General features: G+C 70.8%; 15 protein-coding genes. 8 read left to right on the forward strand and 7 right to left on the reverse strand.

The window, feature by feature from the left end:
* The first annotated feature begins 163 nt into the window (after positions 1-163).
* From pflA to ACZ7GJ_RS36615, 8 genes are all read left to right on the forward strand, one after another.
* Positions 164-991 carry a pyruvate formate-lyase-activating protein gene (pflA, locus tag ACZ7GJ_RS36580; RefSeq protein WP_470758098.1) on the forward strand — a complete coding sequence of 276 codons (828 nt, stop codon included), beginning with the start codon at positions 164-166 and terminating at the stop codon, positions 989-991.
* 68 nt (positions 992-1,059) lie between these two features.
* The gene (locus tag ACZ7GJ_RS36585) at positions 1,060-2,163 is read left to right on the forward strand and encodes an MFS transporter (RefSeq protein WP_470758100.1); all 1,104 of its coding nucleotides are present in this window, start codon (positions 1,060-1,062) and stop codon (positions 2,161-2,163) included.
* On the forward strand, positions 2,160-4,484 hold the full coding sequence (locus ACZ7GJ_RS36590) for a molybdopterin oxidoreductase family protein (RefSeq protein WP_470758102.1): 2,325 nt from the start codon (positions 2,160-2,162) through the stop codon (positions 4,482-4,484). Before ACZ7GJ_RS36585 ends, ACZ7GJ_RS36590 begins: the two co-directional genes overlap by 4 nt.
* 6 nt (positions 4,485-4,490) lie before the next feature.
* On the forward strand, positions 4,491-5,090 hold the full coding sequence (locus tag ACZ7GJ_RS36595) for a 4Fe-4S dicluster domain-containing protein (RefSeq protein WP_470758104.1): 600 nt from the start codon (positions 4,491-4,493) through the stop codon (positions 5,088-5,090).
* Complete coding sequence (locus ACZ7GJ_RS36600; protein ID WP_470758106.1) at positions 5,087-5,764, forward strand: QcrA and Rieske domain-containing protein; 678 nt, start codon at positions 5,087-5,089, stop codon at positions 5,762-5,764. The genes ACZ7GJ_RS36595 and ACZ7GJ_RS36600 overlap by 4 nt, the downstream gene beginning before the upstream one ends.
* Positions 5,761-6,129, forward strand: coding sequence for a hypothetical protein (locus ACZ7GJ_RS36605; RefSeq protein ID WP_470758108.1), 369 nt, complete (start codon positions 5,761-5,763; stop codon positions 6,127-6,129). Before ACZ7GJ_RS36600 ends, ACZ7GJ_RS36605 begins: the two co-directional genes overlap by 4 nt.
* Before the next feature lie 2 nt (positions 6,130-6,131).
* Positions 6,132-7,559 carry a NarK family nitrate/nitrite MFS transporter gene (locus ACZ7GJ_RS36610; RefSeq protein WP_470758110.1) on the forward strand — a complete coding sequence of 476 codons (1,428 nt, stop codon included), beginning with the start codon at positions 6,132-6,134 and terminating at the stop codon, positions 7,557-7,559.
* A 49-nt stretch (positions 7,560-7,608) separates the two neighbouring features.
* On the forward strand, positions 7,609-7,800 hold the full coding sequence (locus ACZ7GJ_RS36615) for a hypothetical protein (RefSeq protein WP_470758112.1): 192 nt from the start codon (positions 7,609-7,611) through the stop codon (positions 7,798-7,800).
* A gap of 22 nt (positions 7,801-7,822) precedes the next feature.
* Here ACZ7GJ_RS36615 and mscL read toward each other — a convergent pair whose 3' ends face one another.
* The 7 genes from mscL to ACZ7GJ_RS36650 form a co-directional block, all read right to left on the reverse strand.
* The gene (mscL, locus tag ACZ7GJ_RS36620) at positions 7,823-8,329 is read right to left on the reverse strand and encodes a large conductance mechanosensitive channel protein MscL (protein ID WP_470758114.1); all 507 of its coding nucleotides are present in this window, start codon (positions 8,327-8,329) and stop codon (positions 7,823-7,825) included.
* A gap of 144 nt (positions 8,330-8,473) precedes the next feature.
* Positions 8,474-8,926, reverse strand: coding sequence for a hypothetical protein (locus tag ACZ7GJ_RS36625; RefSeq protein ID WP_470758116.1), 453 nt, complete (start codon positions 8,924-8,926; stop codon positions 8,474-8,476).
* Positions 8,927-9,182: 256 nt separating this feature from the next.
* The gene (gene pyrF / locus ACZ7GJ_RS36630; RefSeq protein WP_470758118.1) at positions 9,183-9,881 is read right to left on the reverse strand and encodes an orotidine-5'-phosphate decarboxylase; all 699 of its coding nucleotides are present in this window, start codon (positions 9,879-9,881) and stop codon (positions 9,183-9,185) included.
* A gap of 37 nt (positions 9,882-9,918) precedes the next feature.
* Positions 9,919-10,752 carry an S-methyl-5'-thioadenosine phosphorylase gene (locus ACZ7GJ_RS36635; protein ID WP_365916817.1) on the reverse strand — a complete coding sequence of 278 codons (834 nt, stop codon included), beginning with the start codon at positions 10,750-10,752 and terminating at the stop codon, positions 9,919-9,921.
* 77 nt (positions 10,753-10,829) lie between these two features.
* Positions 10,830-11,147 carry an FmdB family zinc ribbon protein gene (locus ACZ7GJ_RS36640; protein ID WP_470758120.1) on the reverse strand — a complete coding sequence of 106 codons (318 nt, stop codon included), beginning with the start codon at positions 11,145-11,147 and terminating at the stop codon, positions 10,830-10,832.
* Between the two features lie 67 nt (positions 11,148-11,214).
* On the reverse strand, positions 11,215-12,537 hold the full coding sequence (locus tag ACZ7GJ_RS36645) for an MFS transporter (protein ID WP_470758122.1): 1,323 nt from the start codon (positions 12,535-12,537) through the stop codon (positions 11,215-11,217).
* Positions 12,538-12,903: 366 nt separating this feature from the next.
* Positions 12,904-14,409: a potassium/proton antiporter gene (locus ACZ7GJ_RS36650; protein ID WP_470758155.1), complete on the reverse strand. Its 1,506-nt coding sequence runs from the start codon at positions 14,407-14,409 to the stop codon at positions 12,904-12,906.
* Between the last annotated feature and the right edge of the window lie 36 nt (positions 14,410-14,445).

Consider the following 14,445-nt stretch of genomic DNA (forward strand, 5'->3'; position numbering starts at 1 on the left):
CACCTCTCTTCCTCCTCCCTCTCTCTCTTTCTCTTTCTCGCGTGTATTTTGCCTCCTCCCCCCCCCCCCCCCCCCCCCCCCGCCCCCCCCCCCCCCCCCCCCCCCCGGCCCCCCGCGATTCCAACGGACACCAGATCAGCAGATCCGAACTGGAGCACCTGCCATGACCGTCCTCTTCGGTACGCGTCTTCCCGTCGGCCCCGCCGCGGCGGTCGCCGTCAGCGCCGGACAGACCCCGGCCGCCGCCGCGACGCAGCGGCCCAGCGAGGGCTCGGTGCACTCCTGGGACCTGTCCACCGGCGTGGACGGGCCGGGCACACGCTTCGTCACCTTCCTCTCCGGCTGCCCGCTGACCTGCCTGTACTGCCACAACCCCGACACCTGGAAGATGCGGGGCGGCAAGCGGACCTCGGCCGACGACGTGATCGCCGAAGCCGCCAAGTACCGGAAGTTCATCGCCGCGTCCGGCGGCGGGGCCACCGTCTCCGGTGGCGAGCCGCTGCTCCAGCCCGTCTTCGCGGGCGAGCTCCTGCACCGGATGAAGCACGAGCTTGGCCTGCACACCGCCCTGGACACCTCCGGCTTCCTCGGCGTACGGGCCACCGACGCGCTGCTGCGCGACGTGGACCTGGTCCTGCTCGACATCAAGTCCTGGGACCGGGACACGTACAAGCGCGTCACCGGGCGTCCGCTGCGACCCACCCTCGACTTCGCCCAGCGCCTCGCGGACCTCGGCAAGGAAGTGCACCTGCGCTTCGTGCTGGTGCCTGGCCTGACGGACGCGCCCGAGAACATCGAGGGCGTCGCCGCCTTCGCGGGCGGCCTCGGCAATGTCTCGCGGGTCGACGTGCTGCCCTTCCACAAGCTGGGGGAGGGCAAGTGGCAGGCCCTGGACATGAACTTCACGCTGCACGACACCCCGTCGCCCACCGCGGAACAGCTGGCCGAGGCCAAGGCGATCTTCGCAGCGCACGGCCTGACCGCGATCTGAACCCGTTCGGCCTAATGGTAAATACCTCATAACGGGCTTAAACGGTACAGGTCGCCTAGCGTGGTCCTGTGTCCGAGCCCACTGAAGTCCTCGCCGCAGCTCCGCCACCGCCCGAGCCCCCCGAGACCGAGACCCCACCGCCGGTCAGGAGATCCGTCACCGCACGGGCCACCCTGGCCGGCACCGTCGTCTCGCTGCTGCTCGTCGTCGCGATCGTGCTGGGCAGCCGGATGCTGCGCGACTTCGACTCGGCGCTCCTGCCGTACGCCGTCGCCACCGTCTTCCTGGCCTTCGGCGTCGCCTACCGGTACACGGTGTGGGTCTCGGCACCCGGCGCGCGCCGCCTCTTCAAGAAGGGCTTCGGCAGCTTCTTCTCGGCGGACAACTTCCGCAAGGCACCCACCGCGCTGCCGAAGATGATCGCCACCTACCTCGGCTTCCAGAAGTTCCTCGGCGCCCGCTCGCGCTCCCGCTGGGCCGCCCACCAGCTCATCTTCTGGGGCTGCCTGCTGGCCGCGGCCATCACCTTCCCGCTGACCTGGGGCTGGTTCACCTTCACCTCCTCGACCGGCTCGGGGCCCGGCTACGAGATGCGCATCTGGGGCCTGAAGGTGCTCGGCTTCGACTCGCTCAACCTCCTCGGCTGGCTGATGTTCCACGGCCTGGACATCGCGGCCGTCCTCGTCATCCCCGGGGCCTCGTACTTCCTGTGGCGGCGGATGAAGGACCGCGGCGCGATGACCGGCCAGCGCTTCGCCTACGACCTGCTGCCGCTGATCTGCCTGATCGTCATCTCGGTGACCGGGCTCCTGCTGACCTTCTCGTCGATCTTCCTGCACGGCGGCGGCTACCAGTTCCTGGCCATCCTGCACATGGTGTCGGTGGTGTTCACCCTCATCTACATCCCGTTCGGGAAGTTCTTCCACATCGTCCAGCGCCCGGCCGCCGTCGGCATGCAGCTGTTCAAGTACACCGCCCGCCAGGAAGACCAGGTGTTCACCTGCAAGCGCTGCGGCGAGCCCATCGACACCGCCCCGTACGTCGAGAACCTGCGCGGCACGATGAAGGACCTGAAGCTCGGCTTCGACGCATGGGCGGAGTACTGCCCGCGCTGCAAGCGGATACTGCGCGGCGGCGCCTATCTCAACCACGTCAAGAAGGGCTTCAAGTGACCGCGACGGACCCCTCCAGAACGGCGCCCGTACCCGTACCCCTGGACCCCTCGATCGCGCCGCCCGGCACCCGGAACTTCCGCGACGCCGGCGGCATCCCCGCCGACCAGTGGCACGCCGACCAGAACGGCGAGACCCTCGTCCCCACCCACTGCTGCTTCTGCGGCGTGCAGTGCGGGATGTACCTGCGCGTCGACAAGGGCGGCAAGGTCTTCGGCGTCGAGCCCCGCAACCACGACATCAACCGGATGCGGCTGTGCCCCAAGGGCATCAACGCCTACCAGCAGGTCAACCACCCCGACCGGCTCACCGCCCCGCTCATGCGCCGCTCGCGCGACGAGGAGTTCAAGGAGTGCTCCTGGGACGAGGCCCTCGACTTCACCGTCTCCGAGATCCGGCGCATCCAGGAGGCGTACGGGAACGACGCCTTCGGCCTGCTCGGCGGCGCCAGCCTCTTCTCCGAGAAGACCTACCTCGTCGGCAAGTTCGGCCGGGTCGCCCTGAAGACCAAGCACGTGGACTACAACGGCCGCCTGTGCATGGTCAGCGCCGCCGGTGCCAACAAGCTCGCCTTCGGCATCGACCGGGCCGGCAACCCGTTCTCCGACATCCTCCTCACCGACTGCCTGCTCATCGCCGGGTCCAACGTGGGCGAGTGCTTCCCCGTGATGACCCAGTACCTGTGGGGCGCACGCGACCGCGGCGCCTCGCTGATCGTCATCGACCCGCGCGAGACGGCCATCGCCCGCACCGCCGACATCCACGTCGCCCTCAAGCCCGGCACCGACTCCGCCTTCTTCAACTCCGTCCTGCACGTGATCGTCCAGGAGGGCCTCGACGACGAGGCGTACGTCGGCGCGCACACGAGCGGTTGGGAGGAGGTCCGCGCCAAGGCGGCCGAGTACCCGCCCGAGCGCGCCGCGGAGATCTGCGGCGTACCGGCCGAGCAGATCGTGCAGGTCGCCCGGACCTTCGGCCGCGCGGGCAAGGCCATGGCCTGGCACGCCCGCGGCATCGAGCACCACTCCCAGGGCGTCGAGAACTGCCTCTCCGTCATCAACCTCTGCGTCGCCACCGGCAACATCGGCAAGCCCGGCGCCGGCTACGGAACCATCACCGGCCAGGGCAACGGCCAGGGCGGCCGCGAGCACGGCCAGAAGTCCGACCTCCTCCCCGGCGGCCGCTCGATCACCAACCCCGAGCACCGCGCCCAGATCTGCCGGATCTGGGGCATCGAGGAGTCCGAACTCCCCGGTGCCGGGACCTCCATGATGGAGATGGTCTGGCAGATGCAGCGCAAGGAGATCCGCGGCCTCATCGGCATCTGCAACAACCCCTTCGTCTCCCTCCCCAACTACGCGGTGACCAAGGACGGCTACGACGCCGCGGAGTTCCACGCGCAGTTCGACTTCTTCCTCTCCGAGACCGCGGCCAACGCCCACGTCGTCTTCCCCGTCACCACCTGGGCCGAGGACGAAGGCGTGATGGCCAACGCCGAGGCCCGGGTGGTCAAGCACAACAAGGCCCAGGAACCCCCCGCCGGGGTGCGCACCGACACCTGGGTCATCTGCGAGCTCGCCCGGCGCCTCGGCGCCGGGCGCCACTTCGACTTCCCCGGCTCCCGCGAGGTGTTCGAGGAGCTGCGGGTCGCCTCCGCGGGCACGGTCAACGACTACTACGGCATCACCTACGAGCGGCTGGAGGAGACCGGCGGGATCACTTGGCCCTGCCCCTCCACCGAACACCCGGGCACGCCCCGCCTTTTCGAGGACGGCCGGAGCTACCACCCCGACGGAAAGATCCACATGCAGGTCGTCGAATGGCATCCGCCCATGGACGCCTACACCGAGGAGTTCCCCCTCTCCCTGACCACCGGCCGCACCGTCGCGCACTTCCTCTCCGGCAACCAGACCCGCCGCCTAGGCGCCCTCGTCGAGCAGACCCCGCGGCCCTGGGTCGAGGTCCACCCCTCCCACGGCTTCCGCAACGGCGACCCGGTCCGGGTCGTCACCCGCCGCGGCAGCGAGGTCTTCCCGGCCCTGGTCACCGAGGCCATCCGCCCCGACACCGTCTTCATCCCGTACCACTGGCCCGTCCCGACGGCCGCGAACGCCCTGACCATCGACGCCCTGGACCCCCGCTCGAAGATCCCCGAGTACAAGGTCTGCGCCGCCAGGATCGAGTCCGCGGAACGGATCGACGAGGTACCCGCGCCGCCCACCGCCCCGGGCCGCGAGGCGTACCCGCAGACGCAGGTCTCGCGCACCGACCCCATGCCCCCCACGTCCTCGCAGGGGCGTGGCACGGCGGAGAGGAGCTGACCCGCCATGATGGGCCGCACGATCTTCATCGACCCGGGTCGCTGCATCGGCTGCCAGGCCTGTGTCTCCGCCTGCCGCGAATGCGATTCGCACCGCGGCAAGTCGATGATCCACCTGGACTACACCGAACCCGGCATTTCCGTCGCCTCCCTTCCGACCGTCTGCATGCACTGCGAGGACCCGGTCGCGCCCTGCGCCGAGGTGTGTCCCGCCGACGCGATCCTGGTGACCGCCGACGGTGTGGTCCAACAGGCCGACACCACCCGCTGCATCGGCTGCGCGAACTGCGTCAACGCCTGCCCCTTCGGCGTCCCGAAGATCGACCTCCAGGCGAAGCTGCAGATGAAGTGCAACCTCTGTTACGACCGCACCGCCTACGGCCTGGCCCCCATGTGCGCCACCGTCTGCCCGACCGGAGCCCTCTTCTACGGAACCCTGGAGGAACTCCAGGCCGAGCGCCCCGGCGTCCAGGTCGCCGACTCCTTCGCCTTCGGCGACGTGGTCGTCGCCACCGGCGTGGCGATGGTCGTCCCCGCCGACAAGGTCCAGTGGCCGGTCCCCGGGGGCCTGCCCGTCGTCGAGATCAACGGAGTGGATGTGCGATGAGCGTCACCGAACAGCCCGCTCCGGCCCCCGGCCCGGAACCCCAAGGCGCCGAGGACGCCGAGGACGCGGCGGCCGAGCGGCTCCGCGACCGGATCAGCGCCGACTCCCTGACCACCCGCCGCGATTACCTGCGGATCGTCGCCACCGTCTCCGGCGGCCTGGCCATCGGCGGTGTCGGCGTCGCCGCCGGCATCCTGCACCGGCACGGCGACAGCGAGACCCTGCCCCCGCCCAAGAAGGTCACCGACCGGCTGGAGCGGGGCCAGTCCGTGGCCTTCCGCTACCCCGGTGACGAGGACCGGGCCCTCGCCGTGCGGCTCGCGGACGGCACGCTCGTCGGCTACTCGGCCGTCTGTACCCACCTGGCCTGCGCCGTGCTGTGGCGCGAGGACCGGGGCACCGACGGGGAGCTGTACTGCCCCTGCCACGAGGGTGTCTTCGACGTCCGTACCGGCGAGGTGACCGCGGGCCCGCCACCGCGCCCGCTCCCCATGGTCTTCCTGACCGAGCAGGCCGACGGCAGTGTCTGGGCCATCGCCACCGCCCGGTCAGGAGAGCCGGCCAAGGAAGCCCTGTGCCGGCAGTTCATCGACTCCCGCCCCGAGATGGCCGCGCAACTGGGCTGTCCCGGCGCGGACCGCGCCACCGGGGGCAGTGAGAGGAGGCGGACATGACCGAGGCACCCCTGCCGCCCCGCCCCGAGTACCACCCGGGCAGTGCCGAGCCCCGGCTGAACCGGCCGGTGCGGGAGCGGTATCCGCAGATCCGCTCCACCAGCGGCTACGGAGACCCGCGGATCCGGAACACGGGCCCCGGCCCGGGCGCCGGCACCGAGCACGAGCCCGAGCGGTCATCGAGGCTCAACGCGCGTCTGGCCCTGGCCCTCACGGTCGTGATCGGACAGCTCTGGGGGCTGACCGTGACCGTCAACGAGTGGATGAAGGGCAACACCGGCACGGCCTGGTGGGGGGCGGGATTCCTGGTCCTCTCCTTCCTCGCCGTGCTCGGACTGTGGCTCCTCGACCCGAAGGACCGATGACCATGTCGATACCCACGCCGACCCCGTCGGCCTACCGATCGCACCGGGCGGAGACCTACAAGCCCGGTTCCACCATCGCCGACTGGCGGCCCGAGGACGAGGACTTCTGGCAGTCCACCGGCCGCAAGGTCGCCCAGCGCAACCTCTGGATCTCGATTCCGGCGCTGATGCTCGGCTTCGTGGTCTGGCAGGTCTGGTCGGTCACCGTGGTCAAGCTGAACGACGTCGGCTTCGGGTTCTCGAAGTCGCAGCTGTTCTGGCTGACAGCCATCCCCGGCATCACCGGCGGCACCTTCCGGATCCTGTACACCTTCATCGGGCCGATCTTCGGCGAGCGGAGGTTCACCGCCTTCAGCACGATCGTCCTGATCGCGCCGATGCTCTGGCTGGGCTTCGCGCTCCAGGACACCGGCACCCCGTACTGGGAGCTGGCGCTGATCGCGGCCGTCTGCGGGATCGGCGGTGCGAACTTCGCGTCCTCGATGGCGAACATCGGCTTCTTCTTCCCCAAGCGGGAGAAGGGCAGTGCCAACGGCCTCAACGGCGGCCTCGGCAACCTCGGTGTCAGCGTGGTCCAGCTGATCGCCCCGCTGGTGGTCACGGCGGCCGTGCTGGGCGCCCCGGCGGGCGGCCCGCAGCACGACTCGAAGAAGAACACCGACATCTGGCTGCAGAACGGCGCCTTCCTGTGGGTGCCGCTGCTGGTCATCATGGCCCTGCTCGCGTACTTCCTGATGAACGACCTCAGGGTGGCCGCGGCCCCCTTCAGCCAGCAGAAGATCATCTTCAAGCGCAAGCACAACTGGCTGATGACCTGGCTCTACGTCGGCACCTTCGGGTCCTTCATCGGCTTTGCCGCCGGCCTGCCCCTGCTGATCAAGAACAACTTCGAGGCGCAGGGCTACCAGGCCACCACCTATGCGTGGATCGGCCCCTTCGTCGGCGCGATCATGCGCTGGGGAGGCGGCTGGCTCTCCGACAAGATCGGCGGGGCCAAGGTCACCATGCTGTCCTTCGTCGGCATGGCCGCCGCCCTGATCGTGGTGATCTTCGCGCTGCCGACCGGAGGGGACAAGGGCAGCTTCTGGGCCTTCTTCATCGGCTTCCTCGTCGCCTTCGCCTTCTCCGGCCTGGGCAACGGCTCCACCTTCCGGCAGATCCCGGTGATCTTCCGGGACCAGCACATGCGGGAGGCCGCGGGCCAGGGCCCCGAGGCGCAGGCGGCCGCACTGAAGCAGTCGGAGATGGAGTCCGGCGCCGTCACCGGATTCTCCTCGGCCATCGCCGCCTACGGCTTCTTCTTCATCCCCGCGATGTTCGCGGCGATGGCCGTCACCCACGCACTGTGGATGTTCATCGGCTTCTACGTCACATGCCTGGCGGTGTGCTGGTGGTTCTACGCCCGCAAGGGCGCGGAAGCTCCCAGCTGAGCCGGGCCGCGGGCGGGGGCCGCGACGGGGGCGGCCGTACCCTTGAGGCATGAGTACCGCCCCCGCCTCCGACCCGCAGGACCCGAAGCCCAGGCCGAAGCCCAGGATCGACTTCGACGACCCGCTGGACCAGCAGTCCTCGGACGACACCGACCGCGGCTGGGGCGAGCGGCCGCCCGCCGGCGGAAGCCCGGCCGACCTGGCCCGCTTCCTCGACGAGAAGCCGCCGCACCACATCTGACCGGCCGCGGCGGCCGGTCCCGCTAGAACGCGTCGTGCGACCCCGGGGGACGGCCGTTGCCGCCGCCTTCGGCGGCGCGCTGGGCGACCAGGGTGTCGCGGATCTCCTTGAGGACCTGCAGCTCGGTGATCTCCATCGTCTCCTGGACGCCTTCCTTGGCCTTGCGGCGGGCCTCCTGCTTGGCGAGGTACTTCGCCATCGGCAGGACCATCAGGAAGTACACGACCGCCGCCGTGATCAGGAAGCTGAGCGTGGCGTTGAGGACCGAGCCCCACATGATGTTGACGCCGGTCGGCTCGCCCTTCGCGTCGATGCCGCAAGGGTCCTTCAGGCACGAGGAGTAGACGTCCAGGTTCTTCGTCCCGATGGCGCCCACCAGCGGGCCGATGATCCCCTTCACCACGGAGTTCACGATGTTCGTGAACGCGGCGCCGATGACGACGGCCACCGCCAGGTCGACGACGTTGCCGCGCATCAGGAAGGCCTTGAAGCCCGCCAGGATGCTCTCCTGCTTCTTCTCGCTCACCACTGAGCCTTTCTTCACATGTGCCGAACATGGAGCCAACGGTTCCGAAAGCTACGGCAGTCCAGGCCGGGCGTGTCCAATCGACGCCCACCCCGGGGCGACTTGACGGCACATCCGTCCGATTCGTCGCGAGGAGCGGAAGGCGGCTCAACACAGCGTCACCGCCAGCCGCGTCACGGTGCCCGCCCCCACCAGGGCCCGCGCGGTGTCCCGGGGCACGGACAGGACCACCAGCGCCCCACCGTCCCCAACACCCTGGTCCGGATCCGGCACTTCGGCAACCCGGGCCCCCGCCGCCAGCACCCGCGGCGGGCCGGTGCGCTCCGCCGCGACCACGTCCACCCGGTCCCCGGGGTGCAGCAGTCGCACCGTCGCCGCGTCCGCGATGCGCACCGGGGCCGACACCATCCGCACCACCGCCGGTGGTGGCTTCACCTCCGGCGGCGGGGTGCCCCGGGAGGCCTGCGCCTCGGTCCCGCCGACTGCCAACGCGGCCGCCACGACGGCCAATCCGGCCGCCGCGCTGCGCCGCCGACGGCGCAGGGCCCTGCGCAGCCGGTACCCGCCGCGGCCCACGCGGAGCGGGGGGAACAGCGGCACGGTGCGCGCGGGGGGACACGTACCCGAAGGGGTGTGGGTGTGGACGGGGGAGCAGGCGGATGCGGGTGCGGATGCGGGTGCGGGGGAGAGGCGTGGGATGCGGGACGTTGCGGACATGGTGACCACCACCGAGCTGAGTGAGTTGCGGAGTCCGGCCCCAGCGGCCGGACACCCCTCACGATCCGCCGCCCCGCCGGAACCCGCTCCCGCCTGTGGATGATCCCCAGCCTGTGGACAACCCCGTCACCCCCAGGAGCTACTCGGCTGCCCCGGCCCGCGCCAGTGCCAGCGCCGCCACCGGGTCGGCCGCCCGCGCGATCGACCGCCCGACGACCACGTGCGAGGCCCCGGCGGCGAAGGCCTCCTGCGCGGTGCCGGTCCGGGAGTGCCCGCCGGCGGCCCCGCCCGAAAGCGTCACCCCGGGCGTCACGATCAGCGGATCCGGCCCCAACCCGGCCCGTAGCAGGCCGACTTCCCGCGGCGAGGCGATGACCCCGTCGCACCCCGCGCCGGCCGCCAGCCGGGCCAGGCGCAGCACCTGCTCCTCGGGGGTCCCGCCGATCCCGACGTCGGCGAGGTCGCTCCCGGTCATGCTCGTGACCACGGTGAGCGCGAGCACCCGCAGCCGGGGGAACTCCCGCGCCGCCTCCACGGCCGCCGCCATGATGCCCGTACCGCCCATGGCGTGGACGGTCACCATGGACGCGCCGAGGGCTCCGGCCGCGCGGACGGCGCCCGCGACGGAGTTCGGGATCTCGAAGAGCTTCAGGTCGAGGAAGACCTCGTGCCCCTGCCCGACGAGTTCCTCCACCAGGTCCGGCCCGGCGGCCGTGAGCAGCTCCAGCCCGACCTTGTAGGAGCCGCACGCGTCGCCGAGCCGCGCGACGAGCGCTCGCGCGTCGCAGCGGTCGTCGAAGTCGAGGGCCACGATGACCCGGTCGCGGCGCCCGTTCACCGGTGATCCGGGACGGGCTGAACCGGCCGGACGGGCCTCACGGGAGTTCGATGCCAAGGTCCCAGCCGTCGTGCGCGTGCGTGCACAGGCAGGCACGGGATTCCGTCGGCGGGAGGGCCGCCACCGCGTCGAAGAGCACCTCGCGCAGCCGGCCGACGTTCTCGCCGAACACCCGCAGGACCTCGGCGTGCGAGACGCCCTCGCCCGTCTCGGCGCCCGCGTCCAGGTCCGTGACCAGGGCCATCGAGGTGTAGCAGAGCCCCAGCTCGCGGGCCAGCAGGGCCTCCGGGTGGCCCGTCATGCCGACCACGGACCAGCCGGCCGCCGCGTGCCAGCGCGACTCGGCGCGCGTCGAGAACCGCGGCCCCTCGATGACGACCATGGTGCCGCCGTCCACCGGCTCCCACTCCCGCCCGCGGGCCGCCGCCAGGGCGACGGAGCGCCCCACGGGGCAGTACGGGTCCGCGAAGGTGGTGTGCACGACGTTCGGGACGCTGCCGTCCGGCAGCGGCTCCCCGTCGAAGAAGGTCTGGACCCGGGACTTCGTACGGTCCACCAGCTGGTCGGGGACGAGCAGCGTGCCCGGACCGTACTCGGGCCGCAGACCGCCGACTGCGCACGGGCCGAGCACCTGGCGGACGCCGACCGAGCGCAGGGCCCACAGGTTGGCCCGGTAGTTGATCTTGTGCGGCGGCACGGTGTGACTGCGTCCGTGCCGCGGCAGGAACGCCACGGACCGGCCCGCCAGCTCGCCCATGTACAGGGAGTCGCTCGGGGGCCCGTACGGGGTCTCCACCTGGACCTCGGAGACGTCCTCCAGGAAGGAGTAGAAGCCCGATCCGCCGATGACACCGATCTCTGCGTTCGCCATGCGCCCAGCCTAACGGGGCATGCCGAAGGCCCCGCTGCCGGTCAGGGCGGGCGGGGCCTCGGGTGGAGCTGGAGCGGTCAGGCGGCCGACGTGGAGCTGCTGCTCGTGCTCGACGACGTCGAGGAGGACGAAGCGGCGGGAGCGGCGGCAGCCGTCGACGTCGAGGACGACGAGGAGCTCGACGACGGCTTCGAGGCAGGGGTGCTGCTCGACGAAGCGCCACGGCTGTCGTTCCGGTAGAAACCGGAGCCCTTGAAGACGATGCCGACCGCGGAGAACACCTTCTTCAGGCGTCCGTCGCAGTTCGGGCACACGGTCAGCGCGTCATCGGTGAACTTCTGCACGGCCTCAAGGCCCTCACCGCACTCGGTGCACTGGTACTGGTAGGTCGGCACGAATTTCCTCCTGGCACTCTGACTCAATGAGTGCTAACGACGCTCCATGGTGACGTATTCCGGCGGATCAGTCCACCGTCACCGGCACGCGGTGACCCATCCCACGCTCGTTCACCCGGTTCCCGGCGGCCGGCGAGGGCGCCGGCGCGGACGAGTTCACGATCCGGCTCGGGGCCTTCGGTGCCAGCTTGGCGCGCAGCGCCAGCAGCGTGACCAGCGCGATCGCGGTGGCCGCCATGGGCACCAGGAAGCCGTACGAGGACCCGTGCGCGTCCGTCAGGCGGCCGGCCAGGGTCACCGCGGCGGCCTGCCCGAAGGCGACCGCTCCGGTGAGCCAGGTGAAGGCCTCGGTGCGCGAGGCGGCCGGAATCAGCTGCTCGATCATCGTGTAGCCGGTGATCAGCGCGGGGGCGATGCACAGGCCGACGACCAGGCCGAGCGCGCCCAGCAGGATCATCGAGTTCGCGGCCCACAGGACCGAGGCGGCGGCGGTGAGGCCGATGTAGCCGAGGATCAGGCGGCGGCGCGGGCCGATCTTCCAGGCGACGGCGCCCATCGTGATGCCGGCGATCATGTTGCCGGCCGCGAAGATGCCGTAGAGCAGGCCGTTGGCGCCGGGGTTGCCGATCTCGTTGGAGAAGGCGGCGAGCGAGACCTGCATGCCGCCGAAGACGGCGCCGATGCCGATGAAGGCGACGATCAGGACGCGCAGGCCCGGGAAGGACAGGGCGGAAGCGTGCTTCTCACCGTCGGCGGCGAGGGGGGCCGGCTTTGGTTCGGTGGCGCGCTGCGCGGCGAAGAAGAGGCCGCCGAGCAGCGTCAGCGCGGCCTCGGTGGCCAGGCCGGCCGCCGGGTGGACTCCGGTGCACAGCGCGGTGGCGAGCACCGGGCCGACGACGAACGTGAACTCGTCGGTGACGGACTCGAACGCGGCCGCGGTCGGCAGCAGCGGTGAGCCCTCCAGCTTGGCCGCCCAGCGGGACCGGACCATGGGCCCGACCTGCGGGACGGAGGCGCCGGCCGGGACGGCGGCCAGCGCGAGCGCCCACATCGGGGCGCCGATCAGGGCCAGTGCGGTCAGCGTGCTGACGGCGGTGGCGTGGGCGAGCACGACGGGGACCAGGACGGCGCTCTGGCCGCGGCGGTCGGTGAGCTTGCCCATGACCGGGGCGAAGAGGGCCATGGAGACGCCGGTGACGGCGGCGACGATGCCGGCGTCACCGTAGGAGCCGGTGGCGTGCTGCACGAGCAGCAGGATGCTGATGGTCAGCATGCCGAAGGGCAGTCGGGCTGCGAAGCCGGGGAGAACGAAGCCGAGGGCGCCGGGCGTGCGCAGGAGCTGCCCGTAACCGGGGCGGGCGGACGGGGTGGTCGTGACCGCGGATGTCACGGCCTTGCCTTTCCGCTGCCTGGTAGAACTCCCCGTCTGCGGACGGTGCGCCACCTTGTGAGTGGCCGCACCCGTACATGTGGGAGCCCCGAGAGCTGTCCTCTTGCGCAGAACCGAGTGATACCTGGGCGCCCACTGCGGGAGGGTGCCACGGCCGCTTTGCGGTCGCGCCAGCTCTGCGTCAGGCAGAGTTGGTTCGATGTGGTGTGCCTTTATCGTACAGGCAGACCCGCTCTCACGCCCTGTGATTCCGGTGACAAGGCGTGTCTTCACCTGCGATTAACTGGAACTTCGCATTCCAGCACCCACCAAACGCGGGCACATCTGGACATATTCCATCGAATTTGGCCGAATTAGAACGCCGCTCTAAGCGGAAGCGTCCGGCCCCAGCCACCCCGCCAGCTTGCCGCCGCGCGCCACCGCCCGCAGCCGCGCCTCCGCCGCGTCCCGCACCGGATCGGTGGCCACCACCAGCAGCTCGTCCCCGCGCCGCAGCACCGTGGACGGCAGCGGTACGAAGCTCTTCGCGTCCCGCACCACCAGCGTGACGGAAGCCCCCGGCGGCAGCCGCAGCTCGCTCACCTCGACCCCGTGCATCCGCGACGCCGCCGGGATCGCGAAGGACAGCAGGTGCCCGCGCAGCTTCTCCAGCGGCGCCGACTCGATGCCCAGGTCCGAGGCGGTCTCGTCGGTGTCGCCGAGCTTCAGCTTGCGCGCCAGCCACGGCAGGGTCGGCCCCTGCACCAGGGTGTAGACGACGACCAGCACGAAGACGATGTTGAAGACCCGCTCGCTGCCCTCGATCCCGGACACCATGGGGATGGTCGCCAGGATGATGGGCACGGCTCCGCGCAGGCCGGCCCACGACATGAGCGCCTGCTCCTGCCAGGGCAGCCGGAACGGCAGCAGGGAGACGAAGACCTCCAGCGGCCGCGCCACCATCGTGAGCACCAGCCCGATGATCACGGCGGGCCAGAAGTCGTGGACCAGCTCGTGCGGGGTGACCAGCAGCCCCAGCAGCACGAACATGCCGATCTGGGCGATCCAGCCGAGCCCGTCCGCGAACCCGCGCGTGGCCGGCCAGTGCGGCAGCTTCGCGTTCCCGAGGACCATGGCCGCCAGGTAGACGGCGAGGAAGCCGGAGCCGTGGGCCATCGCACCGGCCGCGTACGCGGTGATGGCGATGGCCATGACGGCGATCGGGTAGAGGCCCGAGGCGGGCAGTGCCACGTGCCGCAGGCCGTACGAGCCCAGGAAGCCCACCGCCAGGCCGATCCCGGCGCCGATCGAGAGCTCCAGCGCGATCTTGCCGAGCAGGACGTACCAGTCGTCCACCGGTCCGACCGTCGAGAAGGCCACCACCAGGATGACGACGGGAGCGTCGTTGAAGCCGGACTCCGCCTCCAGCACGCCCGTCACCCGCGCGGGCAGCGGCACCTTGCGCAGTACGGAGAAGACGGCCGCGGCGTCGGTCGAGGAGACGACCGCGCCGATCAGCAGGGCCTGGCGCCACTCCAGGCCGACCAGGTAGTGCGCGCCCGCTGCGGTCACGCCCACGCTGACCGCGACGCCCACCAGCGACAGCACGATCGCCGCCGGGAGCGCCGGTTTGATCTCTTTCCACTTGGTGCCCAGACCACCCTCGGCGAGGATCACGACGAGCGCGGCATAACCGATGACCTGCGTCAGCTCGGCGTTGTCGAACACGACGTTGCCGATGCCGTCCTGGCCTATCGCGATGCCTATGCCGAGGTAGATGAGCAGGCTGGGCAGACCGCTTCGCGAGGAGACGCGCACCGCCGCGACGGCGACGAGCAGCACGAGCGAGCAGACCAGCAGAAGCTCATTGAGCGTGTGGACGGTCAGCGGTATGCCCCTTCCTCAAAGCACGTCCGGCGGATCGTTCCG

It is taken from the genome of Streptomyces sp. NPDC037242 (assembly GCF_055604165.1).